At 62.8% G+C, this 25,345-nt stretch carries 27 protein-coding genes; 15 read left to right on the top strand and 12 right to left on the bottom strand.

Features of this window, described 5'->3' with window-relative positions; translation table 11 throughout:
- Position 1: 1 nt before the first annotated feature.
- Genes rlmH through BM116_RS03950 form a run of 4 tightly spaced genes read right to left on the bottom strand, consistent with a single transcriptional unit; the run spans position 2 to position 2,758 of the window.
- On the bottom strand, positions 2-469 hold the full coding sequence (gene rlmH / locus BM116_RS03965) for a 23S rRNA (pseudouridine(1915)-N(3))-methyltransferase RlmH (protein WP_083723711.1): 468 nt from the start codon (positions 467-469) through the stop codon (positions 2-4).
- A gap of 6 nt (positions 470-475) precedes the next feature.
- Positions 476-835, bottom strand: a complete 360-nt coding sequence (gene rsfS / locus BM116_RS03960; RefSeq protein WP_083723713.1) for a ribosome silencing factor — start codon at positions 833-835, stop codon at positions 476-478.
- Between the two features lie 8 nt (positions 836-843).
- Complete coding sequence (nadD, locus tag BM116_RS03955) at positions 844-1,482, bottom strand: nicotinate-nucleotide adenylyltransferase (protein ID WP_083723715.1); 639 nt, start codon at positions 1,480-1,482, stop codon at positions 844-846.
- Between the two features lie 10 nt (positions 1,483-1,492).
- Entirely contained in the window at positions 1,493-2,758 is a 1,266-nt protein-coding gene (locus BM116_RS03950) for a glutamate-5-semialdehyde dehydrogenase (RefSeq protein ID WP_235846689.1), read from the bottom strand.
- Between the two features lie 122 nt (positions 2,759-2,880).
- On the opposite strand from BM116_RS03950, the gene BM116_RS03945 reads away from it, so the two are divergent.
- Complete coding sequence (locus tag BM116_RS03945) at positions 2,881-3,615, top strand: DNA-3-methyladenine glycosylase (RefSeq protein ID WP_083723717.1); 735 nt, start codon at positions 2,881-2,883, stop codon at positions 3,613-3,615.
- The gene (locus tag BM116_RS03940) at positions 3,609-4,811 is read left to right on the top strand and encodes a DedA family protein (protein ID WP_083723719.1); all 1,203 of its coding nucleotides are present in this window, start codon (positions 3,609-3,611) and stop codon (positions 4,809-4,811) included. The genes BM116_RS03945 and BM116_RS03940 overlap by 7 nt, the downstream gene beginning before the upstream one ends.
- Positions 4,812-4,842: 31 nt before the next feature.
- Here BM116_RS03940 and BM116_RS03935 read toward each other — a convergent pair whose 3' ends face one another.
- Positions 4,843-5,427, bottom strand: coding sequence for an LON peptidase substrate-binding domain-containing protein (locus tag BM116_RS03935; RefSeq protein WP_083723721.1), 585 nt, complete (start codon positions 5,425-5,427; stop codon positions 4,843-4,845).
- A gap of 219 nt (positions 5,428-5,646) precedes the next feature.
- Between BM116_RS03935 and BM116_RS03930 the strand changes: the two genes are divergently transcribed.
- Complete coding sequence (locus BM116_RS03930; RefSeq protein WP_083723723.1) at positions 5,647-6,102, top strand: MaoC family dehydratase; 456 nt, start codon at positions 5,647-5,649, stop codon at positions 6,100-6,102.
- Positions 6,103-6,152: 50 nt separating this feature from the next.
- Here the strand turns inward: BM116_RS03930 and BM116_RS03925 are convergent, their stop codons facing one another.
- Together BM116_RS03925 and mpl are read right to left on the bottom strand one after the other, a co-directional pair.
- Entirely contained in the window at positions 6,153-6,755 is a 603-nt protein-coding gene (locus BM116_RS03925) for a flavin prenyltransferase UbiX (RefSeq protein WP_083723725.1), read from the bottom strand.
- On the bottom strand, positions 6,748-8,109 hold the full coding sequence (mpl, locus tag BM116_RS03920; protein ID WP_083723727.1) for a UDP-N-acetylmuramate:L-alanyl-gamma-D-glutamyl-meso-diaminopimelate ligase: 1,362 nt from the start codon (positions 8,107-8,109) through the stop codon (positions 6,748-6,750). The genes BM116_RS03925 and mpl overlap by 8 nt, the downstream gene beginning before the upstream one ends.
- A 432-nt stretch (positions 8,110-8,541) precedes the next feature.
- Here mpl and BM116_RS03915 point away from each other — a divergent pair, with 432 nt between their 5' ends.
- The 3 genes from BM116_RS03915 (at position 8,542) to BM116_RS03905 (ending at position 10,578) form a co-directional block, all read left to right on the top strand.
- Positions 8,542-8,991, top strand: a complete 450-nt coding sequence (locus BM116_RS03915) for a GNAT family N-acetyltransferase (RefSeq protein WP_083723729.1) — start codon at positions 8,542-8,544, stop codon at positions 8,989-8,991.
- A 217-nt stretch (positions 8,992-9,208) separates the two neighbouring features.
- Positions 9,209-9,736, top strand: a complete 528-nt coding sequence (gene ppa / locus BM116_RS03910; protein WP_083723731.1) for an inorganic diphosphatase — start codon at positions 9,209-9,211, stop codon at positions 9,734-9,736.
- 68 nt (positions 9,737-9,804) lie between these two features.
- Entirely contained in the window at positions 9,805-10,578 is a 774-nt protein-coding gene (locus BM116_RS03905) for a methyltransferase domain-containing protein (RefSeq protein WP_083723791.1), read from the top strand.
- On the opposite strand, the gene BM116_RS03900 is transcribed toward BM116_RS03905, so the two are convergent.
- Genes BM116_RS03900 through BM116_RS03880 form a run of 5 tightly spaced genes read right to left on the bottom strand, consistent with a single transcriptional unit; the run spans position 10,575 to position 14,915 of the window.
- Positions 10,575-11,609: a GGDEF domain-containing protein gene (locus tag BM116_RS03900; RefSeq protein ID WP_083723733.1), complete on the bottom strand. Its 1,035-nt coding sequence runs from the start codon at positions 11,607-11,609 to the stop codon at positions 10,575-10,577. The genes BM116_RS03905 and BM116_RS03900 overlap by 4 nt on opposite strands.
- A gap of 43 nt (positions 11,610-11,652) precedes the next feature.
- Positions 11,653-13,005: an MATE family efflux transporter gene (locus BM116_RS03895; protein WP_235846688.1), complete on the bottom strand. Its 1,353-nt coding sequence runs from the start codon at positions 13,003-13,005 to the stop codon at positions 11,653-11,655.
- Between the two features lie 3 nt (positions 13,006-13,008).
- The gene (locus BM116_RS03890) at positions 13,009-13,374 is read right to left on the bottom strand and encodes a translation initiation factor Sui1 (RefSeq protein ID WP_083723735.1); all 366 of its coding nucleotides are present in this window, start codon (positions 13,372-13,374) and stop codon (positions 13,009-13,011) included.
- On the bottom strand, positions 13,371-13,916 hold the full coding sequence (locus BM116_RS03885) for an NUDIX hydrolase (protein ID WP_083723737.1): 546 nt from the start codon (positions 13,914-13,916) through the stop codon (positions 13,371-13,373). Before BM116_RS03885 ends, BM116_RS03890 begins: the two co-directional genes overlap by 4 nt.
- Positions 13,917-13,919: 3 nt before the next feature.
- Entirely contained in the window at positions 13,920-14,915 is a 996-nt protein-coding gene (locus tag BM116_RS03880) for a DUF2333 family protein (protein ID WP_083723739.1), read from the bottom strand.
- 142 nt (positions 14,916-15,057) lie between these two features.
- On the opposite strand from BM116_RS03880, the gene BM116_RS03875 reads away from it, so the two are divergent.
- The 9 genes from BM116_RS03875 to fis all read left to right on the top strand — a co-directional run bounded on the left by BM116_RS03875 (position 15,058) and on the right by fis (position 25,274).
- Complete coding sequence (locus BM116_RS03875) at positions 15,058-17,025, top strand: methyl-accepting chemotaxis protein (protein WP_083723741.1); 1,968 nt, start codon at positions 15,058-15,060, stop codon at positions 17,023-17,025.
- A gap of 163 nt (positions 17,026-17,188) precedes the next feature.
- Positions 17,189-18,961: a protein-disulfide reductase DsbD gene (gene dsbD, locus BM116_RS03870; RefSeq protein WP_083723743.1), complete on the top strand. Its 1,773-nt coding sequence runs from the start codon at positions 17,189-17,191 to the stop codon at positions 18,959-18,961.
- A 136-nt stretch (positions 18,962-19,097) separates the two neighbouring features.
- Positions 19,098-19,541: a type II 3-dehydroquinate dehydratase gene (gene aroQ / locus BM116_RS03865; protein WP_083723745.1), complete on the top strand. Its 444-nt coding sequence runs from the start codon at positions 19,098-19,100 to the stop codon at positions 19,539-19,541.
- Positions 19,542-19,574: 33 nt separating this feature from the next.
- On the top strand, positions 19,575-20,030 hold the full coding sequence (accB, locus tag BM116_RS03860; RefSeq protein ID WP_083723747.1) for an acetyl-CoA carboxylase biotin carboxyl carrier protein: 456 nt from the start codon (positions 19,575-19,577) through the stop codon (positions 20,028-20,030).
- Positions 20,031-20,049: 19 nt separating this feature from the next.
- Positions 20,050-21,390 (top strand): acetyl-CoA carboxylase biotin carboxylase subunit, encoded by a 1,341-nt coding sequence (gene accC / locus BM116_RS03855; protein WP_083723748.1) that lies wholly within the window; start codon positions 20,050-20,052, stop codon positions 21,388-21,390.
- A gap of 129 nt (positions 21,391-21,519) precedes the next feature.
- Positions 21,520-22,398, top strand: a complete 879-nt coding sequence (gene prmA, locus BM116_RS03850) for a 50S ribosomal protein L11 methyltransferase (protein WP_083723749.1) — start codon at positions 21,520-21,522, stop codon at positions 22,396-22,398.
- A 71-nt stretch (positions 22,399-22,469) separates the two neighbouring features.
- Positions 22,470-23,738: a zinc-ribbon and DUF3426 domain-containing protein gene (locus BM116_RS03845; RefSeq protein WP_083723751.1), complete on the top strand. Its 1,269-nt coding sequence runs from the start codon at positions 22,470-22,472 to the stop codon at positions 23,736-23,738.
- A gap of 280 nt (positions 23,739-24,018) precedes the next feature.
- Complete coding sequence (dusB, locus tag BM116_RS03840; RefSeq protein WP_235846697.1) at positions 24,019-24,954, top strand: tRNA dihydrouridine synthase DusB; 936 nt, start codon at positions 24,019-24,021, stop codon at positions 24,952-24,954.
- Positions 24,951-25,274: a DNA-binding transcriptional regulator Fis gene (gene fis / locus BM116_RS03835; protein WP_083723755.1), complete on the top strand. Its 324-nt coding sequence runs from the start codon at positions 24,951-24,953 to the stop codon at positions 25,272-25,274. The genes dusB and fis overlap by 4 nt, the downstream gene beginning before the upstream one ends.
- The last annotated feature ends 71 nt before the right edge of the window (positions 25,275-25,345 follow it).

Genomic DNA, 25,345 nt, shown 5'->3' with positions numbered 1-25,345 from the left:
ATCACTTGTGATAGGGATGACGATTGAGAATGGTCCAGGCCCGATACAGCTGCTCGGCGAGCAGGATGCGCACCAGCGGGTGCGGCAGCGTCAATGGCGACAGCGACCAGCGCTGATCGCTGCGCGCCGTCACCTCGTCCGGCAACCCCTCCGGCCCGCCCACCATCAGGTTGACGGTGCGCGCATCCAGACGCCAACTCTCCAGTTGCTCGGCAAGGGTCTCGGTAGACCAGGCGCGACCATTGACCTCCAGGGTAACGATACGTTCCCCCGGCTGCACAGCCGCCAGCATCTGCTCGCCTTCGCGCCGCATCAGGCGCGCGACATCCGCGTTCTTGCCACGCGTGGTCAGGGGAATCTCCACCAGCTCCAGCGGCAGCTCAGGCGGCAGACGCTTGGCGTACTCCTGGTAGCCCTGCTCGACCCAGCGCGGCATGCGCGACGCCACACTGATCAGGCGAATGCGCAAACCGGCCTACTCGGTCGGTTGCTGCTGAGCGGCGCGACGCGACTCGGCGCTCTGCCAGAGGCGCTCCAGGTCGTAGAACTCACGGGTGGCCGGCTGCATGATGTGGACCACCACATCGGCCAGATCAACCAGCACCCACTCGCCGGACTCCTTGCCCTCGACACCCATCGGCTGGCGCCCGGCGTCCTTGGCCTTCTCGACCACGTTGTCTGCCAGCGCCTTGACCTGGCGGTTGGAGGTACCACTGGCGATGATCATGTAGTCGGTCACGCTGGTGTGCTCACGAACATCGATCTTGACGATGTCCTTGGCCTTGAGCTCTTCCAGGGCATCGACGGCCAGCTGGACCAGTTCTTCAATCTGCATGGGGGTTTTCAATCCTCGGTTGAGGGCCGGTACAGCCCTTCGTTGTCAATATAGTCAAGCACCGCGTCCGGCAACAGAAAGCGCGGCGACGCGCCCGCTGCAACCAGCGCACGAATATGTGTGGCGGAAATCGCCAACGGCGTCTGCGACAGGCAAATGATCTGCCCATGGCTACGCTCAGGCTGGCTTGCGCTACGCGCGGCCAGCAGGTCTTTAAGTACCTCGGGGACTTCCAGGTCGTAATCGGGCCGCTGCAGCACAACCAGATTGGCCAGTTGCAGCAGGTCTTCCCAGCGGTGCCAACCCGGCAATCCGCAAAAGGCATCCCAGCCCAGCACCATAAACAGCGCAACCTCCGTGCCCAGCTCGGCGCGCAGGGTTTCCAGGGTTTCTACGGTGTACGACGGGCGTTCGCGCCGCAGTTCCCGATCATCCACCTGCAAGTCACCCTGCTGCCCTACCGCCAACTCCACCATGCGCAACCGCGCATCGGCGCTGGCGCCGGGCTGATCGCGATGGGGTGGCCGGGCGCTTGGGATCAGTCGCAGCTCATCCAGCTGCAACTGCTCACGGACTTCCACGGCACTGCGCAGATGACCGAAGTGAATCGGGTCAAAGGTGCCGCCCAGCAGACCAACACGGCGCATCAGCGACGGCTCACTGACGAATATGACCGTCGCCAAAGACCACGTACTTCTCGCTGGTAAGCCCTTCCAGACCAACCGGGCCACGGGCATGAATCTTGTCGGTGGAGATACCGATCTCCGCGCCCAGGCCATACTCGAAACCATCGGCAAAGCGGGTCGAGGCATTGATCATCACCGAACTGGAGTCCACCTCGGCAATGAAGCGGCGAGCCCGGGTGTAATCCTCGGACACCATGGCATCGGTGTGCTGCGAGCTGTAGGTATTGATATGCTCGATGGCCGCATCCATATCGGCGACCACGCGGATCGACAGGATCGGCGCCAGATACTCGGTCGACCAGTCTTCCTCTGTTGCTGCAACGGCGTCAGGCAGCAGTGCGCAGGTGGCCGGGCAGCCACGCAGCTCAACGCCCTTGGCCGCATACAACGGCGCCACGCGTTGCAGGAAAGGCCCGGCAATGGCCTCGTTGACCAGTAGGGTTTCCATCGCGTTGCACACACCATAACGGTGGGTCTTGGCGTTGATGACAATGGCTTCGGCCTTGTCAAAATCGGCGCGGTCATCCACGTAAACGTGACAGATGCCGTCCAGATGCTTGATGACCGGCACCCGAGCCTCACGGCTGATGCGCTCGATCAGGCCCTTGCCGCCGCGCGGCACGATCACATCGACGTAGTCGGGCATGGTGATCAGCGCGCCAACCGCCGCGCGATCAGTGGTTTCTACCACCTGCACAACGTCATTCGGCAAACCGGCAGCGGCCAGGCCCTGACGCAGGCACTCGGCAATCGCACGGTTGGAATGGATGGACTCGGAGCCGCCACGCAAGATGCAGGCATTGCCCGACTTCAAGCACAGACTGGCCGCCTCGACCGTCACGTTCGGGCGGGACTCATAGATAATGCCGATCACGCCCAGCGGCACCCGCATCTTGCCAACCTGAATACCAGAGGGCAGAAACTTCATGTCACGCAGCGCACCAACCGGATCGTCCAGGGATGCAACCTGACGCAAACCCTCGACCATGGCGGCCAGGCGGGCCGGTGTGAGCGCCAGACGATCCAGCATGGCGTCATCCAGACCATTGTCACGGCCGGCCTGCAGGTCCAGCTGGTTAGCCGCAACCAATTGCTCGGTGGCCGCTTCGATCGCCTCGGCAGTGGCCAGCAAGGCAGCATTTTTGACGGCGGTTGGGGCACGGGCAATCACGCGCGAGGCCTTACGGGCCTGCTGCCCCAGCGTCGTCATGTATACCGCTACCTGTTCCGCACTCATGCTATCTCCTGCCACCGGTTGACCAAATGCGGCATTATAGCCGGGTCACCAATGGCTTGACAGCGCCGCCTGCGGTCGCTGTGCAATTCAATGTGTCATCCACCGCCTGCTACCATGAGCCCATGTCCGATACCCGCACCCGCATCCCCTCCCCAACACCCTTGCCAGAGCATTTCTTTCAGCAGGATGCCCGCCAGTTGGCGGTTGCCCTGCTGGGCAAGGTGATTCGCCGCCGGCTGAACGGCCAGTGGCTGGCGGCGCGCATCATCGAGACCGAGGCGTACCTGCTGGAGGAGCGCGGCAGCCACGCCTCGCTCGGCTACACCGAGGCCCGGCGCGCCCTGTTCATGGCGCCCGGCACTATCTACATGTACTACGCCCGGGGCGGCGACTCGATGAACTGCAGCTCACTGGGCGAAGGCTGCGGCGTGCTGCTCAAGTCCGGCTATCCGGTGGTCGACACGCTCAGCCCAGCCGACAGCCTGGCGCAGATGCAAGCACTCAACCCCAGCGCCAGCGGCGGCGTTCGCGCACCAGAGCGGCTGTGCGCCGGGCAAACACTGCTGTGCCGTTCGCTGCAGATCCGCGTACCTGACTGGAACGCGCGGCGCTTTAGCGCTGACCAGCTGCTGCTCGACGACGACGGCTACCAACCCAGCCAAGTGCTGCGCGCCCCACGCCTGGGCATCCCCACCGGCCGCGACGAACACCTGTTCTACCGCTGGGTCGACGCGGCCTACAGCCGGCACTGCACGCGCAACCCGGCCAGACGCGGCCAGATTGAGGGCCAGCACTTTCACAACCTGAAGCTGGAAACCGCGCAACAACAGGCGCAACAGGAGAGCCGCCCATGCTGAGCGACCTGACCCAGTGGCTCGGCGCCCATACGCAATGGCTCGGGGTGGCAATCTTTCTGGTGTCGCTCACCGAATCGCTGGCGGTCGCCGGCCTGGTCGTGCCGGGCGTGTTCCTGCTGTTCGCCTTCGCCGCACTGGCCGCCAGTGCCGACATGTCGCTGCTGGAAGCCATTGCCTGGGCGTTCTGCGGTGCGGTCATTGGTGATTTGCTCAGCTTTGCCCTGGGGCGCTGGTTTCACCAGGATATCCGCCGCCTGTCCCTGTTCCGCCGTCACCCGCAATGGATCGACCGCGGCGAGCGTTTTTTTCGGCGCTACGGCTGGGTGAGCGTGGTGCTGGGCCGTTTCATCGGTCCTATCCGCCCCATCATCCCGCTGGTTGCCGGCATGTTCGACATGCCGGCCTGGCGCTTTGTTGCCATCAACCTGCTGTCAGCGCTGGTCTGGGCCCCGGCCTACCTGATCCCGGGCTACTCGGCCGGGCGAGCTGCGCGCTGGGCGGTACCGCCGCTGTTCTGGAATCAGGCACTGAGCATCGCGGTGGGCGCAGTGATTGTGGTCGGTGGCAGTCTCTACCTGCTGCGTCTGCAGCGGCGCTGGAGCGCTCTGGCTGCAGCCGCACTCTGTTTGCTGGCACTGCTGGTGCTCAGCGCCAACCAGAGTGCACTGGCCATTTTCAGCGACACCCTGGTCAGCAGCAGACAGTTCCTGCAGTTGCCACGGAGTGAACGACTCGCCCTTCTGCACCCCAGCCTGCTGCTGGTTACCCTGCCCATTGCCGCCCTACTGTTGTTGCTGCGCCAGTGGGGCGCCGTCGGCCTGCTGCTGCTGACCCTGGCCTTCGCGCTGCTGCTGGACTGGATTATCGGCTTGAGTCTGATCGCCGCCACCAGCTCGCTGGTGCTGGCGGTGCTGGGCGCACTGCTGGTGATCTGCAACCGGGAACGGCCATTCTGGTGGCGCGCCAGCTGGCTGCTCTACCCACTGCCGTTCCTGGCCCTGTTGCTGGGTAACCTGTTGCAATACCAGGCGCTGGAACCGCTGGAACTGCTGCGTGCGCTGTTGTGCGCCGCCAGCGCCAGCCTGCTGGCCTGCTGGCTGATTGAGCGCTTTGGCCCGCTGCCAAGGCCGCCGCGCACAGCCCGCTGGGCCATCGCGCTATGGCCCTATCTGGTCGCCGCCTGGCTGCTGTGGTGAGCCACTGATTCGGCACGCTATCGATTAGCGCTCAGGCCTGCACCTGCTGCAACCAGTCGCCAATGCGCTGCAAGCGCTCATCCGGCCGATCAATGGCGAGCAACTGGTTCTTCTGCTCCAGCGGCAGCGGTAGAAGGCTGGTCAGTTGCCAGGCCAGGCGCTGTTGACTGTCCTCAACCGGCGGCAGATCCAGGCGCTGTACCAGCGGATGCTGCAGCAACGCCTGGTGCAAACTGAGCAGTTCGTCGTGATCAGCCAGCAGGGCCGCATCCAGCTGTTCCGGGATCCAATGCGCCTGCGCGGTCACCAGCCCATCCTCGGCCACCTCTACCTCGCTCAGCCGAGCCCGGCGTCCGCCCAGCACACGAATACCCAGCAAGCCATTGTCGCGCTGCTGCCAATCAATAATGCGCGCCTCGCAGCCGATCGCACCAAAGCGCAGGTTGCCCGACCCCACTTCCGAGCCAGACTCCAGCCCGACCACGACAAAGCCCTGCTGCTGACGGAAGCAGCGGCTGACCATATCCAGATAGCGCGCCTCGAAAATCTGCAGATCCAGATGGCAGCCGGGCACCAGCAGGGACTTCAACGGAAAGAGTGCTGTTGCTTCGCTCATGCGTTTCCCCCGGAGGCCGCCTGCTCAGCGCCCTCTTGTCAATCTCGCCCACCCGACATAGCCTGCCGACAGGTGGTTGGATCATTCAGCAAACCAATGAAAGCCTGCATCGCATTGACCCCCACCCGCCCCCTTGCAAACATGCTGGCGTAGACACCTTCGCGCCGCAGGGTAACACTGCCGGGCGCACCCCACACAATAAGAGTCACGGAGAGCAATATGACAGCCATTCCCGTATCTGAACTTACTTCCCTCATCGGCAAGGACATGGGGCATTCTGATTGGCTGCTGGTCGATCAGGAGCGCGTCAACCAGTTCGCCGAGTGCACTGGCGATCACCAGTTCATTCACATCGACGAAGAAAAAGCCAAGAAGACCCCGTTCGGCGGCACCATCGCCCATGGTTTCCTGTCGCTGTCGCTGGTGCCGACCCTGTCCGAAGGTCTGCTGCCGCGTCCGGAAGGTCTGAAAATGGCCGTCAACTACGGCATGGACAGCCTGCGTTTCATCCAGCCGGTGCGCGTTGGCTCGCGTGTGCGCCTGCACAGCACCATCATTGACGTTACCGAGAAAAACCCGGGCCAGTGGCTGCTCAAAGCCCGCAACACCCTGGAAATCGAAGGCGTGGACAAGCCCGCATTCATCTCCGAAGGCCTGTCGCTGTACTTCGTCTGATCTAATCAGACACTCAGAGGCTCCCGACCAGCCGCACGCCGGTCGGGGGGCTACTCTCCCCAGCGCGGAATAAGCGCCTGCTCCATTCCCAACTGCCCCAGAATTCGCGCCACCACAAAATCGACCAGATCATCAATCGACTGCGGCTTGTGATAAAAGCCGGGGCTCGCCGGCATGATCACCGCGCCCATTTGGCTGAGCTTCAGCATGTTTTCCAGATGAATGCTCGACAGCGGCGTCTCGCGCGGCACCAGAATCAGCTTGCGACGCTCCTTCAGCGCCACATCGGCGGCGCGCTCGATAAGGTTATTACTGGCGCCGGTCGCAATCGCAGACAGCGTACCGGTTGAGCAAGGACACACCACCATCGCCGCGGGCGCGCCACTACCTGAGGCCACCGGCGCCATCCAGTCCTGCTTGCCGTAGACCTTGATCTGCCCTTGCGCGGCCTCGAACTGTTCGGCCAGGTACTGCTCCAGCGCCTGTGGCTTGGGCGGCAGTTGCCACTCGGTTTCGGTGGCGACCACCAGCTGCGCCGCCTGCGAGATCAGAAACGACACCTCAACGCCCGCCTCGACCAGGCAACCAAGCAGGCGCATCGCGTACTGCACACCCGATGCACCGGTAACCGCCAGTGTGACCCGTTCAGCCATGACGCGCCTCCAGCGCCTGAATCAAGCGCTGGTGAATACCGCCAAAGCCGCCGTTACTCATCACCACCACCCGCGTTTGCGGCGTTGCCGCAGCCACTACCTGCTCGACAATGGCATCCAGATCATTGGCCACCTGCGCCGGAACCGGGCTATCCGAGACCACGCCATCCAGCGACCAGTCCAGTCCGGCCGGCTGATACCAGAACACCTGTGAGGCATCGGCGACACTGGCGGGCAGCGCCGCCATATGGCTGCCAAGACGCATGGTGTTGGAGCGCGGCTCAATGACTGCAATCAGCGGCGCATCGCCAATCTGCGCGCGCAAGCCGGCCAGCGTGGTGGCAATGGCCGTGGGGTGGTGGGCAAAATCGTCGTACACGCTAATGCCGTTGATCTCGGCCAGCTTCTCCATGCGCCGCTTGGCATTACGGAAACCGCCCAGAGAGGCAATCCCCTGCGCCGGCGTCACGCCGACATGGCGCGCGGCCGCCAGAGCCGAGAGTGCATTGGCCACGTTGTGCTGGCCGGTTTGCTGCCATTCGGCAACGCCCTGCAGCTCACCATCGAGCCAGACCTCAAAGCGGGAGCCGTCGTCACTCAGCAGGCGCGCCTGCCAGGTTCCGCCCTCACCGGTGGTCTGACAGGGCGTCCAGAAGCCCATCTTGATCACGCGTTGCAGCGCCTCGTCCTGCGCCGGGTGGATGATCAGGCCGGATGCGGGAACGGTGCGCACCAAGTGGTGAAATTGACGCTCGATGGCCGCCAGGTCAGGGAAGATATCCGCATGGTCAAATTCCAGGTTGTTCAGCACCGCCGTGCGCGGACGGTAATGCACAAACTTGGAACGCTTGTCGAAGAAGGCGCTGTCGTATTCGTCTGCTTCCACCACAAAGAAGGGCGTACCGCCAAGGCGGGCGGAAATACCAAAGTTCTGCGGCACCCCGCCAATCAGAAAACCGGGCGACATACCCGCATCTTCCAGCAGCCAGGCCAGCAGGCTGGAAGTAGACGTCTTGCCGTGGGTGCCGGCTACCGCCAACACCCAACGATCCTGCAGTACGTGACGGGCCAGCCATTCCGGGCCGGACACGTAGGGCATGCCCTGATCGAGCATGTACTCCACCGCCGGGTTACCGCGCGCCATGGCATTACCGACAATGACCAGATCCGGCGCCGGCGTAAGGTGCGCCGGGTCATAGCCCTCCTGCAGTACGATCCCCTGCTCGGCCAGTTGCGTGCTCATGGGCGGGTAGACGTTGGCATCGGAGCCGCTGACCTCATGGCCCAATTCGCGGGCCAGCAGGGCCAGTGACCCCATGAAGGTGCCGCAGATACCGAGAATGTGGAGGTGCATGAATAATCCTTGTCCCTGTCGTAGGGCTACAGTTTACGCTGAAAGCGGGAACAGGATGGCGACACGCGAGCGCATGTCAAGCATTCGCGCCTGCACTCGGCAGGCAACCGCTTTGCGGCAATCAGGGGCGCATCCGCCCGGATGACTTTGAACGCGCCCTGCGCCCGGAGTTCGCCAGACCATCTGGTCAGTTGCGCCTGCTCAAACGACTACCGACCGAGCTCAGACGACAGGCGGTCAGCAAAAAATGCCCCCCTTGCCGCCATGGTGTCCATACTCAGACCAGAACGACAATAAAAACCGCCGCAGCCCGCTAGGGCCCGGCGGTTTTTTGCGTGCTGCGATTGCAGATTGCACAGGGCTGATGCAGGATGCTGAGAGTGACCACTAAAAACTCCATAGACACTTAATGACCAATCACAGGGGATTCGTATGCGCATAGTACAAGCCGATGTTGACCACCTCGACGAAGTGACCCCGCTGTTCATCAAGTACCGCGAGACCTACGGGCAACTGGCCAAGCCGGAAGCATCCCGCCGCTTCCTTGAAGCGCGCCTGGTGCACGAGCAGGCCATCATTCTGGTCGCTGAAGACGACGACACCGGCAAGGCGCTGGGCTTCTGCCAGTTCATTCCGAGTTTTTCCGCATTGACGCTGTCAGCCAGCTGGGTGCTCAAGGGCATCTATGTGATTGAAGAAGCGCGCCGCCAGCTGGTAGCCGACAAACTGATCAATCACGCCAAAAACCTGGCCCGCGAAGCCGGCATCGAGCGCATGACCGTAATGACCGGCGAAGACAACATTGCCGCCCAAAGCCTGTATCGCTCCCTCGGTTTCAGCAACGACCACGATTTCATGTACTTCGCCCTGAAACTGAAATAAGCCTGCCCGCCCGGGCGGCCGACGCCGTCCGGTGACCTGCCCCGGGATGACGGTTGATGCCAGCGGAGTCTGCCCCGGCCGTTCTGAAGCGGGTGATGGGAGAGTGCCCTGCCCCTGCCGAACTACGACCAAGGTTCACCCTGTTTTTGCTTGGTATCACCCGCCCGATGCGCCTATAATGCCGGCCACTTTTACACTACGGCCCCTCAGGTAACCCATGAGCTACGACAAGATCCCCGCCGGCAAAGACATTCCCAACGACATCTACGTCGCCATCGAAATCCCAGCCAACCACGCGCCGATCAAGTACGAGATCGACAAGGACAGCAGCGCGCTGTTTGTTGACCGTTTCATGGCCACCCCGATGTTCTACCCGGCCAACTACGGCTACATCCCCAACACCCTGGCAGACGACGGCGACCCGCTGGACGTGCTGGTTGTTACCCCGCACCCGGTTGCTCCGGGCTCGGTCATTCGTGCCCGCCCGGTTGGCGTGTTGCACATGACTGATGATGGCGGCGGAGATGCCAAACTGATCGCCGTACCGCACGACAAACTGACCGTGCTGTACCGTGACATCAAGGAATACACCGACCTGCCGGAACTGCTGATTCAGCAAATCCAGCACTTCTTCGAGAACTACAAGGATCTCGAAGCTGGCAAGTGGGTCAAGATCGACCGTTGGGGCAACGCTGAAGAAGCCCGTGCGGAAATCGTCAAGGCTGTAAACGCTTACCAAAAATAAGCGTTTCGCCCCGCTAAAAAGCCGGCCACAAGCTGGCTTTTTTTATGCCTGCACGTCAGAGTCTGGCCATGACTGATCGCTATTTCGACCACCTGGGCGCGCGTTTTGCCGAACGCATCTATGACAGTCCCAAAGGCGCCATTCGCCTCGCCGTCCTGCAGCGCGATATGCTGCAGTGGCTGCCTGCGCTTATGCAGGCCGACACGCCGCTGCGCATCCTCGACATCGGGGCCGGGCTTGGGCAAGTCAGCGGCTGGCTGGCAGGGTTGGGGCATCAGCTGACCGTCGCCGAGCCATCGGACGTGATGCTGGCCCGGGCCCGCGAGCGTATCGACGCGAGCAATCCCCCGCAACCGGTGCGCTACCTGCAGTTGCCGCTGCAGGCGCTCGCCGAACAGGGTGAACAATACGATCTGGTGGTCTTTCACGCGGTACTGGAGTGGCTGGCGGAACCGGCAGCAGCGCTGCAGCAACTGACCTCGCTGCTGTTACCGCACGGCGCCCTGTCGTTGGCGTTCTATAACCGCGATGCGCTGATCTACAAGAATCTGGTCAAGGGACAGTTCAAGAAGCTGCGCAAGAAACCGCTGTCCGGCCAGGGCAAGAGCGGCCTGACACCGCAGCAACCGCTGGACCCACGCGAGGTGCAGCTCTGGACCCGGGCCGCCGGGCTTGAATGCCTGGGCACCAGCGGCGTGAGGGTGTTTTACGACTACATGCCGGAGCCGTTCTGCAGCAACAGTAGCCTCGAGGACCTGATCGACTTTGAGCTGCAATACAGTCGACACCCGACCTACCAGCACTTGGGGCGCTACCTGCACTGGTGGCTGCGCCGCGCCTAGCCGCGCACTACCCGGTTGCGCCCTTCTCGCTTGGCCTGATACAGACCAGCGTCGGCACGCTCGAGCAGCGTATGGCCATCATCGCCAACCTCGCTCGGCTCAGCCACAGCAATACCCAGGCTGATGGTGACATCCAGCGCCCCGGCCTCAAGCTCAAACGGCTGACGACAAAAAGCCAGACGCAAGCGTTCGGCCATCAGCCCAAGCTCCTGCTCATCGGCAACCAGCGCCAGCACCGCCAGCTCTTCCCCACCCAACCGGATCGCCAAATCATGCGGACGAATGGCCGCCACCATACGCTGCCCGGACTGGATCAGCACCTGATCCCCGCCAGCGTGCCCGTGCTCGTCGTTGATGCGCTTGAAATGATCCAGATCGCCGTAGATGAACCCCACTTTCAGCTCCTCGCGCTCTGCCCGACTGACCAAGGCAGGCAGCATGGTGCGCAGCCCCTGGCGATTCCACAGCTGGGTCAGCGGATCAATCAGCGCCCGTCGTTCCGCAGCACCCAGCGCTTCCTGCAACCAGGCCGCATCCATACGCAGCTGATGGGCGACAAACAAGGCCTCAAACAACTGCCGAAAGTCCCCCAACGCATCACGTTCAGCGTCGGTCAAGCCCCGTGGCATAGTGTCATGCACACAGAACGATCCAATCCGGCTGCCGTTCGGCGCATGCAGCGCGATACCGGCGTAAAACCGCACAAAGGGATAACCCGTTACGGCAGGGTTATCAAAAAAACGCTCATCGCTGTGCGCATCCTGCACGTACAGAATGTCTTCAGACAAAATGGTGTGACCACAGAAGGACACATCACGCGGCCCTTCAAGATCGGTCGCGCCAATGCGCCCCTTGAACCACTGACGGTCAGTGTCGATCAGAGTCACCAGCGTGCTGCTGACGCCAAATAGCCGCTGGGCGATGCGCAGCAACGCGTCGATATGGGGATCGGGCGGGGTATCCAACAGCTGCATGGACCTGAGCGCTGCCAGACGCTGTGACTCATCTACTGGAATAGCTGCCTCAATCATTGCTCCCCCTCACCGCGCAGGGCCTAACGCCCCGACATCGCCTCTAACTCGCCGGCATCCAGCGATCCGCACGCCAGAGCCAGGCAAACCAGCCGCCCAGAAACAACGAGCGTAACGCCATAAACGTCAAAAAACCAAACCAGACCAGGTGATTGTTCAGCCCCTGCAAGCCCCAGGCCAGCGGCAGATAGCAAACCAGCGCCAGCAACATCGTATTGCGCATGGCCAGTGCCCGCGACGCGCCGATAAATAATCCGTCCAGAAGATAGCTCCAGACCGTCACCAACGGCATGATCGCGACCCACCCCAGGTACTGCTGCGCCTGTGCTCTGACACCCGGCAGGTCGGTCAACAGCGCGATCAGCAGATCGCCGCCAAGCGCAAATGCCAGCATAAACGCCAGACTCAGCAGCAGCGACCAGCCGGTGGTTATAACCAGTACCTGCCGCAATGCGCGCCTGTCACGCTTGCCCAGCGCGTGACCACCCAGCGCCTCCAGTGCGTGCGCCAGCCCATCAAGTGCATGGGAGGTAATCAGCAAGAAGTTGAGCAGTACGGCATTGGCCGCCACCACCTCGTCTCCCAGGCGCGCGCCCTGCACAACCAGCAGATAGAACACCGACTGCAGCGCCAGCGTGCGGATCAGAATGTCACGGTTAACTCGCAGCAGGAGCGCCGCGCCCTTGAGCTGCACCGCCCGCAGCCAATTGAAGCGGCCGGGGTACTGCCGCAGGACCGGCCCTAGCAACGCCAGTCCGAGCAACAGCCCGCACAGGTCACCACACACGCTGGCCCAGGCCGCCCCCTCGACACCCAGACCGAGCAGCGCGACCAGCAGCAGATCCAGCGCTATGTTGACCAGATTCACCGTCAGCAATATGGCGAAGGGCGCGCGGCTATTCTGAGCGCCGATAAACCAGCCGATCAGTACAAAGTTGATCAGCGCCGCCGGCAGACTGATCAGGCGGATCTGGAAGTAGGCCCGCGCGTGCTCAAGCAGCTCGGCGCTGCTGTTCAGGTAGTGCAGCCCCAGCTCCAGCAATGGCGTACGCAGCAACCACACCAGCAGGCTGATCAACACCGCGAGCCAGGCCGATTGCAGCAGAATACGCCGCAGCTCGGCGCCATCGCCCTCGCCGCAGGCCTGCGCCGCAAAACCGGTGGTGCCCATGCGCAGGAAGCCCGCCAGCCAGACAACGAAGGTGAACAGGGTGCTGCCAACAGCCACCGCGCCGAGATGATAGGCCGCGTCCAGGTGGCCGATCACCGCCGTGTCGACCAGACCGACCAGCGGCACGCTGATATTCGAGAGAATCAGAGGAAGGGCAATGGCCCAGACGCGACGCTGGGCGGCGCGATCCTGCCAGTAGGCCAGCCAGCGCCGGGAATGTACCAAGGTTCAGCCCCCTGCGCGCTTGACCTTGTAGCCTTCGGCGCTCAGCAGTTCACATACCTGCTCGGCCTTGTCTCCCTGGATCTCGATCACCCCGTCTTTAACCGCACCACCGCAGCCACAGCGGTTCTTCAGGCGCTTGGCCAGCGCCTTGAGGTCATCGGCATTGAGCAGCACGCCGCTCACCGTGGTCACGGTTTTACCGCCACGCCCTTTGGTTTCACGGCGCACCCGAGCAATGCCATCACCCTCGGGCACCGCCTGCTCGGCGCAGCGGCATTCAGTCTGAGGCTGTTCACAGTCTGGGCACATGCGCCCAGAGTCAGTGGAATAGACCAGGCCACCCAGGGCCTGCAAACCAGTCTTTTTCATGCAGGAAGATCCAAAGAAGGGTGTTTCAACAAACGCGCCAGGGCTTCCTGCGAGTCAGGTGCGTACTGCTCGCCAGCACGTCGCCAGTCATCGTGCAGATCGACCCAACGGGCCGCCTGCACTTCCTCCGGCTGCAGCCGCAAGGGGCCATCCCAGCAACAACTGAAGACCCCGGCCCACAGGCGGCTGTCAGGCGAATCAAAGTAAAAGCGGAAGTGTTCGGTCAGCGGCACGCCCTGCACCCCCAACTCCTCAGCCAACTCCCGCTCGGCCCCCTCCAGGTAACTTTCGCCTGCGGCGACCACGCCGCCAGCCGCCACATCCCAAAAGGCAGGATACAGCCGCTTGTGGGCGGTGCGTTGATGCACGCACAACTCACCACGACTGTTGAACACAAAAATAAAGGTGCAGCGGGTAATCAGCCCCCGCGCCTGCGCCTCGGCGCGGGTGACCTCGCCGAGCGGCTGGTCGTGCTCATCAACATACACCACCCGCTCAGCCCCTGAGGCCTTGAGATAGGCCTCAACCTGTTGTTGATCCACGTATCAGCCCTGTTCCAGCAAGCGGTGCAGCTCGATCAGGCCGGCGTTGGCGCGCGACAGGTAGTTGGCCATGACCAGCGAATGGTTGGCCAGCATGCCAAAGCCATCACCATTGAGCACCATGGGGCTCCACAGCGTCTGCTGGGTCGCCTCCAGCTCACGGATAATCTGCTGCAGGCTCACCAGCGCATTCTTCTTCTCCAGCACATCACCAAAGTCATGCTCAACAGCGCGCAGCAGCTGCACCAGCGCCCATGAGGTGCCACGTGCTTCATAGAACACATCGTCAATTTCGAGCCAGGGCGTGGTCTCACCCAACTTACCGCCATCGGTCAGCGGGGCGCGCCCGACACTGGCAGACAGGCGCTGCGACAGCGAGCCAAGACGGGTACTGACGTCGCTGACCCAGCTGGACAGGTTGTCGGCACGGGAATAGAAATTGGCCTCACCCCGGCCCAGACGGGCGATGTAGCTATCGAGTGCCTTGACGCCGTCGCGGTACTCGCTTTCGCTGGCGGGCATGGCCCAGCTGTTGTGATCAAAGTGAAAGCGCGGCTCGGCCTTGACCAGATCCCGGTCCTCGGTGGACTGCGACTGGGAGCGCGCCATGTCACGACGCAGTGCACGGGTCATGTCCCGCACCTGCACCAGCACGCCGTATTCCCAGCGGGGCATGTTATCCATCAGCAGACCGGGCGGCATGATGTCGTTGCTGAGGTAGCCACCGGGCTTGTCCAGCAGCGTGACAACCAGCCCGCGCACGGTTCTGGCGGTGTACTCACCACTTACCTGGTCGGCCTTGGGGGTACCGACAACCGGCTCCAGACCCGGCTCTTGACTCCAGTACCAGCCCACCAGCAGCAGAATCAGCAGAACCAGCAGCACAGGCACCAGCAGCAGCTTGCTCAGCCAGGGGTTATCGGTGCCGTGAGATGAAGATTTTCCTTTGCCAAATGCCATATCCGCACTCCTGTAACTGTCATGCGCCCAGCATATCATCGCCGGCCACTGCCTGCCCGCCCGATCAGGCCGAAGGCTCTATCTTGCTGCCACTGCGCGCAGGCACATTGCCATCCTTCATCAAGCTGTCACACAACTGACACTATTATCGCACCCGTCTCGACCTGCCGAGGGCTCGCTCATGCGCCTGAAAACCCTGACCCTGTTCAACACCTGTCTGCTGGCTGCCGTCGGCATCGCCCTGGCCGCCAGCCTCTGGTGGGCCCAACAGGCGCTTAAGGTCCCTTACACGCTGATGGACGCCTACCTCAACATTGTCAGCCAGACCCAGGCCCTGCAGCGCGATACCGAGGCCTACCGGCTGAGCGGCGACGCCGTGCGCCTGCAGCAGGCGCAGCATACTGCCGAGGCTTTGCAGCAAAGCCTGCAGGCTTTTCCGGACGATATCCGCCAGCCACTCGCCGCCCCGCTGACCACCTTTATCGAATTCATGCAGACCGACCTGCTGGCGGTGGGCAAGCTGTCGGGCGACCCGCAAGGATTGCTGACCCAGGCCGAGCGTGAAATGCAGGCCGAGCTGGATCACATGGCCAGCTACGCCCGCGACGGCCAGCAGCAAGGTGCTCGCCAGGCGATGGAGTACGTGCGCCTGACCGATGAACTGCAAGGCGACCTGCTGCGTATCAGCCTGGCGCGAGGCAAGCTGTTCAGCCAGAACGACCCGACCCTGCTGGCCAACCTGCAGCGCCTGGTCAAGGCCGCGCAGGAGCGCGCCAGCGCGCTTGATGCCCTGCCCCTGCTCGGCGTGGTGGAAGAAAAGGACAGCAGCAACGACCCCTTCGCCTCCCTGCTGGGGGTGACCACCAGCAACAGCAGCGAAGCAACCGACCCCGGCGCCGATTACAAGCGCACCCTGCTGTCACTGCTTAACCGCTATCCGGGCGAGCTGGAACGCACCAGCGCACTGATCGTCGAGCGCGCCCAGCTGCAGAGCATCACCGGTGAACGTATCGACAGCCTGCAGGCGGGCGCCGCCCAGATGCGCCCGGCACTCACCGCCGCCCGCGACGGCATCACCAGTCAGGTGCGCAACGTCCAGCTGGCCATTATCGGGCTCATTATTGTTATCGCCCTGCTGATCGAGCGCTCGCAGCGGGCCCTGTCCAAGGCGATCGGCCGCTTTGCGCCGGTGCTCTCGACCTACGCCGAAGGCGACTTTACCCAACCGGTGGAGTCCAGCTCACGCATCAGCGAGCTGAAACAACTGGAGCTGGCAGCCAATCAGTTGCGCCAATATCTGATCGAACTGGTGACCACCATCAACCAGCAAGCCGAGGCCCTGAGCGGCACCAGCGACGACTTGGAGCGCCTGTCGGCCGACACCCACGACCGCGCCGCCCAGCAGCAACGCGACACCCAGTCAATCAATCAGGACATTGGCGGCATGGACGAAGCCATCCGCCTGGTCGCCACCAATGCCGGCGAAAGCGCCGAGCTGGCCCGCGTCGCCAACCGTGAAGTACGTGACGGCCAGCAAGTCATCGGTGGCACCATCGCCCAGATGCAGCAACTGGTGCAGGAGGTGCAGGCCAGTGCCCGCACCATCGACCGTATGGTGGCCGAATCCGACACCATCGGTGGCGTGCTGCAGGTGATCCAGGGCATTGCCGAGCAAACCAACCTGCTGGCGCTCAATGCAGCCATCGAGGCCGCACGGGCCGGTGAGGCCGGCCGCGGCTTTGCGGTGGTCGCAGACGAAGTGCGCGGCCTGGCCCAGCGTACCGCCGGCTCCACCCAGGAGATTCGCCAGTTGATCGAACGCCTGCAAGAGGTCGCCCGCCAATCGGCCGGGCAAATGGAGGAGCAGGTCAAGCAGGCGCGCCACACCGCCGAGCAGGGCCAGCTGGCTGATGCGGCACTGGGGCGTATCGTTAATGCGATCGACCGTATCACCGAGCTGGCCGAGCACATTGCGACCCATACCGACGCCCAATCGGACCGTGTGCGCACCATTCGCGAAAACAGCCAGCAGATCCACCAGCTCAGCGACGCCAATCTCAGCATGGTCGGCCACACCCGCCAGCACACCCAGCAAATCAGCCAGCGCAGCCGCGCGCTGTTGTCGGCTGTCTCGGCGTTTCGCATCTGAGCAAGCGCTGACCCGATCCACACGCCAGGGGGCATGCGGAATTGGTCAGCGCGTCCTTGTCCTATTTGGCAACACTTGCGCGGCTGCTCTGCGGCGGCCGCGCCCTTTCGCCAGCCCCACGCACACCGTATGATGACCCTCTGTTTTTCAGGCCGGTTATCCCATGTCCGCGTTTCGTTTCGTCCTGTTCACGCTGCTCTTATGCGCCAGCGCTGCCCACGCCCAGTTCACCGATAGCCGCAGCGGCAGCAGCCTGCTGCAGGGCAGTAGCAATCAGGCCGACTTTCTCCCGGTCCACCAGGCTTTCCGACCGGGCGTACTGGACTCCGACAGCCAGCGCCTGGCCCTGATCGTCGACATCGCACCCGGCTACTATCTCTACCGTCACCGCCTGCAGGTCACTACCGACACGGGCAAAACCCTGCAAATGCAGCTGCCCGAGGGGGTTCACAAGACCGACGAGTACTTCGGTGATGTGGAGGTGTACTACAACCAACTGCAGATTACACTGGACCCGGCAGCACTGCCTGCCGACACGCGCAGCCTGAATCTGGGCTTTCAGGGTTGCGCAGATGCAGGCCTGTGTTACCCACCCGAGACGGTCAGCCTGGCGCTGACCGCAGCCGCTGGCGGCGACACCGCCAGCACGCCGGCAGATAGCAACACCAGCGAGCCCGCGCCTGCTGACGAGCGCGGCGGTCTGGTTACCCTGCTGCTGTTCTTTGCCGCCGGCCTGGGCCTGACGTTCACACCTTGCGTGCTGCCGATGCTGCCAATCCTGTCCAGCATGGTATTGGGCCGCAGCCAGATCGGTCGCGGCCGCGCCATGAACCTGGCGCTGGGCTATGTGCTGGGCATGGCCGTCACCCTGGCCATTGTCGGCGCGCTGATCGGCAGCTTTGGCGCCGCGCTGAATCTGCAGGCGCGCCTGCAATCGCCCTGGCTGCTGGGCACCTTTGCGGTGTTCTTTGTGCTGTTCGCTCTGGCCATGTTTGGTGTCTTTGACCTGCGCCTGCCGGGCTTTATGCGTGAACCACTGGAGCGCCTGAACCGGCGCGCCCACGGCGGCTCGCTGCCCGGCGCAACGGCCATGGGCGCGCTGTCTACGCTGGTGGTATCGCCCTGCATTTCTGCGCCGCTGGCCGGCGCGCTGGTATATATCAGCAGCACCGGTGACACCCTGGGCGGCGGCATCAACCTGTTTGCCCTGGGCCTGGGCATGGGCACACCGCTGCTGCTGGTCACCCTGTTCGGTAAAAGCCTGCTGCCCGGCTCCGGCCCCTGGATGGAAACGGTCAAGCACCTGTTCGGCTTTGGCCTGCTGGCGGTAGCCATCTGGCTGCTGGAGCGGGTTCTGCCCGGCCCATTGAGTCTGGCGCTGTGGGCGGCGCTGGCAGCCGGTCTTGCGGTACGCCTGGCGTCGCTACAAAGCGGGCAGTATCTGCGCCAGACCATCGCCCTGCTGTTTGGCCTGTACGCGGCAGCCGCCCTGTTTGGTGCGCTGGCGGGGGGCGAAGATCCACTGCGCCCGCTGCAGCCGCTGACCGGCGGTGGCAACAGCGCCAGCAGCGCATTTTTCACCACCGTGGACGACCCCGCCCAACTGCAACAGGCGCTGACGCAAGCGGCTGAACGCGGCCAGCCAGCCATCGTCGACCTGTACGCCGACTGGTGCATCAGCTGCAAGGTCATGGAACGCACCATCCTCAACAAGCCCGACATCCAGACGCTACTGGGCAGTCACCTGCGGCTCAAGCTGGATGTGACGGACAACACCCCCGCCCAGCGCGAGTGGCTGACCCGTCAGCAGCTGTTCGGACCACCGGCCTACCTGTTTTTTGCCGCCGACGGCAGCGAACAACGTGACCTGCGCATTCAGGGCGAAGTCTCAAAGGACGAATTCGCCGCACTCGCCCGCCGCGCTGGCCAAAAATAAGTTTGCGCTATAATGCTGCCATCATGCTGACATCTGATGTCAATATTCCACTTATGGACAGGCCGGACTGATTGCGGCAAACTGCCAAAAAAACTCGACCGACGAGTCACCCGTCACACTATGGAATCAACGCAACATGGCCAGCATCCTGGTTCTGCACGGACCTAACCTGAATCGCCTGGGCAGCCGCGAGCCCGGCGTTTACGGCGCCACCACCCTGGAGCAGATCAACCAGCACCTGCGTGAGTTCGCCAGCCAGCGCGGCCATCACCTGCTGAGCCTGCAAAGCAATGCCGAGCACGAACTGATTGAGCGCATTCACGCTGCCGGCGATGAAGCCATCGACTTCATCATCATCAATCCTGCTGCTTTTACCCATACCAGCGTGGCAATACGTGACGCATTGCTCGCAGTGAGCATCCCATTCATCGAAGTTCACTTATCCAACGTGTATAAGCGCGAACCTTTCCGTCATCACTCCTACTTTTCGGACGTTGCCGAAGGAGTGATTTGCGGTCTCGGCGCCCAGGGCTACGAGCTGGCCCTGCAGGCAGCCATAGAGAAGATCGAACAACACTGAATTACGCAAACCTGATCTGGAGTGCATGCATCAATGGACATTCGCAAAGTCAAAAAACTGATCGAACTGCTGGAAGAGTCCGGTATCGACGAACTGGAAATTCATGAAGGCGAAGAGTCTGTGCGCATCAGCCGCCACAGCAAGCAGGTCGCCGCTCCGCAATATCAGGTTGCTCCGGCTCCGGTGGCCGCAGCCCCCGCACCCGCTGCTGCCCCGGCTGCAGCCGATGCACCGGCCGCCCCGGCCGAGCCCAGCGGTCACCTGGTACGCTCGCCGATGGTTGGCACCTTCTACCGCTCGCCGTCTCCGACTGCTGCGGTATTCGTTGAAGTTGGCCAGAGCGTCAAGGCCGGCGACGTGCTGTGCATCGTCGAAGCCATGAAGATGATGAACCACATCGAAGCTGACAAGAGCGGCGTAGTGCAATCGATTCTGGTCGAGAACGGCCAGCCGGTCGAATTCGATCAACCGCTGTTCAGCATCGCCTGAGCCCAACCTGGAGGCTGCGATGCAAAAAGTACTTATTGCCAACCGAGGTGAAATTGCCCTGCGGGTTATCCGCGCGTGCAAGGAACTCGGTCTGAAAACCGTGGCGGTGCACTCCACCGCCGACCGTGAACTCATGCACCTGGCCATGGCCGACGAATCTGTCTGCATCGGCCCGGCTCCGGCGACCCTGTCCTACCTGAACATCCCGGCGATCATCAGCGCGGCGGAAGTGACCGGCGCCGACGGCATCCACCCCGGCTACGGCTTCCTGGCCGAGAACGCCGACTTTGCCGAGCAGGTCGAGAACTCCGGCTTCACCTTCATCGGCCCCAGCGCCGCCGTGATCCGCCTGATGGGCGACAAGGTGTCGGCCATTGCCGCCATGAAGGAAACCGGTGTACCCACCGTGCCCGGCTCCGACGGCCCGCTGCCCGAAGACGAAGCCGAATGCCTGAAGATTGCCCAGCGCGTTGGCTACCCGGTCATCATCAAAGCAGCCGGCGGCGGCGGCGGTCGCGGCATGCGCGTTGTGCATGAAGAGTCCGAGCTGATCAAGTCGATCAAGCTGACCCAGGTTGAAGCGGGCGCCGCCTTCGGCAACCCCATGGTCTACCTGGAGAAATTCCTGACCAACCCGCGTCACGTGGAAGTTCAGGTACTGTCTGACGGTCAGGGCAACGCTGTTCACCTGGGCGATCGCGACTGCTCGCTGCAGCGCCGCCACCAGAAGATCATCGAAGAAGCACCAGCACCTGGCATCGACGAGAAGGCCCGTGCCGAGGTTCAGGCCCGCTGCGTTCAAGCCTGTATCGACCTGGGCTACCGCGGTGCCGGCACCTTCGAATTCCTTTACGAGAACGGCGAGTTCTACTTCATCGAGATGAACACCCGCGTTCAGGTCGAGCACCCGGTCTCCGAAATGGTTACCGGCATCGACATCGTCAAGGAGCAGATCCTGGTCGCCTCCGGTCAGCCGCTGAGCATCACTCAGGATGACGTTGTCATCCGTGGCCACGCCATCGAGTGCCGCATCAACGCCGAAGACCCGCGCACCTTCATGCCCAGCCCCGGCACCGTGACGTTCTATCACGCACCTGGCGGCAACGGCGTACGCGTTGATTCGCACCTGTACAGCGGTTACAAGGTCCCGCCGAACTACGACTCGCTGGTCGGCAAGCTGATTACCTACGGCGCCAGCCGTGACGAAGCGCTCGCGCGCATGCGCAACGCAATCGACGAGCTGGTGGTCGACGGCATCAAGACCAACACCCCGCTGCACCGTGAACTGGTACGCGACCCCGGCTTCTGCAAGGGCGGCGTCAACATTCACTATCTGGAGCACAAGCTGGGGTTGAAGTAACCCCCAGCTAGAAGCTAGAAGCTAGAAGCTAGAAGCTAGCGATGCTATCCATACCGGGGTACGAATTGTCGTATCCCGGTTTTTTCTTTCAGCTTCAAGCTATAAGCTTCCAGCTTTTTGAGGTTAATCATGTCCTGGCTGCAACTCCGTCTTGCCATCACCCCCGAACAGGCACCCGCACTGGAGGACCAGTTGCTGGAGCTGGGGGCGGTATCGGTTACCTTCATGGACGCCGAAGATCAGCCCATTTTCGAGCCGGACCTGGGCACCACACCGCTCTGGTCGAACACCCATTTGCTCGCGCTATTCGAGGCCGACACCGACGGCGAGGCGCTGCTGCAGCACCTGCGCCTGCTGTGGCAGGCCGACTTGCCGGCCCATGAGCTGGAGCAAATCGAGGATCAGGACTGGGAGCGCAGCTGGATGGACAACTTCCACCCCATGCGCTTTGGCCAGCGGCTGTGGATCGTGCCCAGCTGGCACGCCGCGCCCGAACCGGACGCCGTCAACCTGCTGCTCGACCCTGGTCTGGCCTTTGGCACCGGCACCCACCCGACGACCTCGCTATGCCTGCAGTGGCTCGACGCCCAACAGCTGCACGGCAAAACGTTAATCGACTTTGGCTGCGGCTCGGGCATCCTGGCTATCGCCGGCCTGCTGCTGGGTGCAGAGCATGCGGTGGGCACCGATATCGATATTCAGGCGCTGGAAGCCTCACGCGACAATGCCCAGCGCAACCAGATTGCCGCTGAACACTTCGACCTCTACCTGCCCGAGCGCATGCCCGCAGCTCCCGCGGATGTGCTGGTAGCCAATATCCTCGCCGGCCCGCTGGTCAGCCTGGCGCCGCAACTGGCCAGCCTGGTCAAACCCGGCGGACTGCTGGCGCTGTCGGGCATCCTTGCAGAACAGACCGACGAGATCCTGCAGGCTTACCAGGGCGACTTTGAGCTGGACCCGGTCGCAGAACAGGACGGCTGGATTCGTGTGAGCGGCAAGCGGCGATGACAGCGCGCGGTTAATACGGGCAAAATGGCGCTTTCGCCACCTACTCCACGTAACAGGACAGCCGGCCAGACATGAGCGAACTGCAGGTCACCCAGTGCCCCTTCTGCAAGACCCACTTTCGCCTCACTCAGGAGCAGCTGCAGGCTGCTGCCGGTAATGTGCGCTGCGGCGCCTGCCTGAAGGTGTTCAACGCTCTGACTGCCGGGCAGAACCAGTCCGCTGCCGAGCCCGCTGCCAGTCAAGCTGTCGACAAGCAGCAAACCCTGCTGATCCACGACGATCTGGAGCTGGATGAACTCGACCTGGAGGCCCTCGGCCTGGATGAGTCGATCCTGGACGAGCTGACGCCGCGCGAGGAGCCACCCAAGCCAGCCCCGCTCGAACCCACACCGGCCAGTTTTGAGCTGCTTGACGATGACGAGCCCGAGCTGACCCTCGCCGAGACCGCCCGCCGGGACGAGGAGCGTGTCGAGCCCGGCTTCAGCAGCATCGACAGCGATGATGAGCTGGATCTGAACGAAGCCTTTATAGCCACACCGAAGGCCCGCGACTTTGCGCCGGTTTTCGCATCCGAGCCAGAACCGGAAGACGAGCCGGAGGTTGAAGCAGAGCCGCCAGCCAAGCCTGCCCGCGCCCATCAGGTGCCCCTGCAGGACACCGACAACAGCGCCATCTTCCGCCGCGGCCAGCCCGAAGAGCCGCTCTACGCCAACGACGAACAGGCCGACAGCAGCGAGCAGCCAGAACCGGCGCAAGACACCGACAACGAAGGGCGCACCGAACCGCGCCTGGATAATGGCAGCGTCCTGCCAGAGCTGGAAGATGAACCGCTGCAGCTGGCTGCCCCCTTGAGCCGCCGCCGCGCCCGCAGCAACCTCTTGTGGGGCGCCTTGTGCCTGCTTGCCATCCTCGGTCTGGCAGCCCAGGCCATTTACTACAACTTTGACGCTTGGGCACGCGACAACCAGCTGCGCCCGGTCATGCAAGACATCTGCCTGGTTGCCGGCTGCCAATTGCCGGCCCGCGTAGATATCGGCCAGATCCGCAGCAGCAATCTGCTGGTCAGGCCACACCCGGAGTTTCCCAACAGCCTGGATATCAACGTGATCATCTATAACCGGGCCGACTACTCCCAACCCTTTCCGGTTATCCGCATGCAGTTCAGCAACAGCCGAGGCGAGACGGTCAGCAGCAAGGACTTCCGCCCCGAGGAGTACCTGGCCGGCGAGCTGGCCGGGCGCAACCTGATGCCGTCGCAAACCCCTATCCATATAGCCCTGAACATGGTCGCCCCGGGCAGCGCGGCCGTCAGCTACCAGCTGGACTTTGTGGCTCCCTGACAATGACGCCGTCAGGGAGTCATCCTTTCGTCGACTACCCGAGCACATTCGCCGGGAGCTGACCTAAACTGGCTGTACAAAAAACGCCCAGTACAGTCTTTAACCGGCCATACTTTGCGGGTATCATGGCGACCCTTTTCGCACTTCATCACCCTGACCGGGACTCCGGACGGGATGCCGTGCCGTTGTTAAAGCACAGACCACCGGGCATTACAGGGATGGACCAGCAGTGATCAGTATCGGACCTTACCAGTTAGCCAATCGCGTCATTCTGGCCCCCATGGCCGGGGTTACCGATCAGCCCTTCCGGCAGCTGTGCCGCCGCCTGGGCGCCGGTCTGGTGGTATCCGAGATGGTCACGAGCGATACCCGCCTGTGGAACAGCCGCAAATCCCGCCTGCGCCTGCAGCACGACGGCGAACCCGAACCACGCTCGGTACAGATCGCCGGTGGCGACCCCGAGATGATGGCCGAGGCCGCGCGCATGAACGCCCAGCTTGGCGCTCAGATCATCGACATCAACATGGGCTGCCCGGCCAAGAAGGTCTGCAACAAGGCAGCCGGCTCCGCCCTGCTGCGCGATGAGCCGCTGGTAGCCGCCATCTGTGAAGCCGTGGTGCAGGCGGTGGACATTCCCGTCACGCTAAAAATCCGCACCGGCTGGGACCCCGAGAACCGCAACGCCCTGCGTGTTGCGCGTATTGCCGAAGACAGCGGCATTCAGGCGCTGGCCGTGCACGGCCGGACGCGCTCGGAGCTGTACACCGGCCATGCCGAGTACGACACCATCGCAGCGGTAAAGCAAAGCATCTCGATTCCGGTATTTGCCAACGGCGACATCGACAGCCCGCAAAAAGCCGCCAAGGTACTTGAGCACACCGGAGCCGATGCAGTAATGATCGGCCGCGCCGCCCAGGGGCGTCCCTGGATATTCCGTGAAATAGACCATTACCTGCGCGGCGGTGAGCTGCTGGCCGAGCCTGCGCTCGCCGAGCAGGAGCAGATTCTGATGCAGCACCTTGAGGCGCTGCACGGCTTCTATGGCGCTGAACACGGCGCCCGTATCGCCCGCAAGCACGTCAGCTGGTACCTGCAGACCCTGCCGGGAGCCAGCGAGTTTCGCCGCGACTTTAACCGCATCACCGACGCTGAGCAGCAGGCACGCGCCATTGCCGGCTACTTCAGCCGCCTGTTGGACGGAGATCTGGCAGCATGAATTTCGACACAACCCTACCTGATGGAAACCCCACTGTGAGCGACAGCAGTCAATCCACCCTCCCCCCCAGCGGGATCAACGACACCCGCGATCAAAAAACGCTGCGCGACAGCGTCGAGGACGCCCTGCACAACTACTTTCAGCACCTTGAGGGCCAGGACGTGACCGACGTCTACAACATGGTGCTGTCAGAAGTCGAAGCGCCGCTGCTCGAGAGCGTAATGAACTACGTCAAGGGCAACCAGACCCGCGCCTCCGAGGTGCTGGGCCTGAATCGCGGCACGCTGCGCAAAAAGCTCAAACAGTACGGATTGCTCTGACGCCGCAAGCCAGAATTGTCTCCACTTGAAGCTTGAGGCTTGTAGCTTGAAGCTGACTTTTTGAACCTAGC

Source organism: Halopseudomonas pachastrellae (genome assembly GCF_900114765.1).
Lineage (GTDB): Bacteria > Pseudomonadota > Gammaproteobacteria > Pseudomonadales > Pseudomonadaceae > Halopseudomonas > Halopseudomonas pachastrellae.
Note: the sequence above shows the minus strand (reverse complement) of the source record. Positions and strands in the feature narration are given on the sequence as shown.

Bases quoted from the DNA above. Each gene is read 5' to 3' on its own strand.
- BM116_RS03905 (WP_083723791.1), top strand. From the start codon at position 9,805: ATGACTGATCGCTATTTCGACCACCTGGGCGCGCGTTTTGCCGAACGC.
- BM116_RS03940 (WP_083723719.1), top strand. From the start codon at position 3,609: ATGCTGAGCGACCTGACCCAGTGGCTCGGCGCCCATACGCAATGGCTC.
- dsbD (WP_083723743.1), top strand. From the start codon at position 17,189: ATGTCCGCGTTTCGTTTCGTCCTGTTCACGCTGCTCTTATGCGCCAGC.
- dusB (WP_235846697.1), top strand. From the start codon at position 24,019: ATGGCCGGGGTTACCGATCAGCCCTTCCGGCAGCTGTGCCGCCGCCTG.
- ppa (WP_083723731.1), top strand. From the start codon at position 9,209: ATGAGCTACGACAAGATCCCCGCCGGCAAAGACATTCCCAACGACATC.
- BM116_RS03935 (WP_083723721.1), bottom strand. From the start codon at position 5,427: ATGAGCGAAGCAACAGCACTCTTTCCGTTGAAGTCCCTGCTGGTGCCC.
- BM116_RS03930 (WP_083723723.1), top strand. From the start codon at position 5,647: ATGACAGCCATTCCCGTATCTGAACTTACTTCCCTCATCGGCAAGGAC.
- BM116_RS03845 (WP_083723751.1), top strand. From the start codon at position 22,470: ATGAGCGAACTGCAGGTCACCCAGTGCCCCTTCTGCAAGACCCACTTT.
- BM116_RS03880 (WP_083723739.1), bottom strand. From the start codon at position 14,915: ATGATATGCTGGGCGCATGACAGTTACAGGAGTGCGGATATGGCATTT.
- BM116_RS03890 (WP_083723735.1), bottom strand. From the start codon at position 13,374: ATGAAAAAGACTGGTTTGCAGGCCCTGGGTGGCCTGGTCTATTCCACT.
- BM116_RS03875 (WP_083723741.1), top strand. From the start codon at position 15,058: ATGCGCCTGAAAACCCTGACCCTGTTCAACACCTGTCTGCTGGCTGCC.
- rsfS (WP_083723713.1), bottom strand. From the start codon at position 835: ATGCAGATTGAAGAACTGGTCCAGCTGGCCGTCGATGCCCTGGAAGAG.
- mpl (WP_083723727.1), bottom strand. From the start codon at position 8,109: ATGCACCTCCACATTCTCGGTATCTGCGGCACCTTCATGGGGTCACTG.
- aroQ (WP_083723745.1), top strand. From the start codon at position 19,098: ATGGCCAGCATCCTGGTTCTGCACGGACCTAACCTGAATCGCCTGGGC.
- nadD (WP_083723715.1), bottom strand. From the start codon at position 1,482: ATGCGCCGTGTTGGTCTGCTGGGCGGCACCTTTGACCCGATTCACTTC.
- accC (WP_083723748.1), top strand. From the start codon at position 20,050: ATGCAAAAAGTACTTATTGCCAACCGAGGTGAAATTGCCCTGCGGGTT.
- BM116_RS03945 (WP_083723717.1), top strand. From the start codon at position 2,881: ATGTCCGATACCCGCACCCGCATCCCCTCCCCAACACCCTTGCCAGAG.
- BM116_RS03915 (WP_083723729.1), top strand. From the start codon at position 8,542: ATGCGCATAGTACAAGCCGATGTTGACCACCTCGACGAAGTGACCCCG.
- fis (WP_083723755.1), top strand. From the start codon at position 24,951: ATGAATTTCGACACAACCCTACCTGATGGAAACCCCACTGTGAGCGAC.
- BM116_RS03950 (WP_235846689.1), bottom strand. From the start codon at position 2,758: ATGAGTGCGGAACAGGTAGCGGTATACATGACGACGCTGGGGCAGCAG.
- BM116_RS03925 (WP_083723725.1), bottom strand. From the start codon at position 6,755: ATGGCTGAACGGGTCACACTGGCGGTTACCGGTGCATCGGGTGTGCAG.
- BM116_RS03900 (WP_083723733.1), bottom strand. From the start codon at position 11,609: ATGATTGAGGCAGCTATTCCAGTAGATGAGTCACAGCGTCTGGCAGCG.
- accB (WP_083723747.1), top strand. From the start codon at position 19,575: ATGGACATTCGCAAAGTCAAAAAACTGATCGAACTGCTGGAAGAGTCC.
- prmA (WP_083723749.1), top strand. From the start codon at position 21,520: ATGTCCTGGCTGCAACTCCGTCTTGCCATCACCCCCGAACAGGCACCC.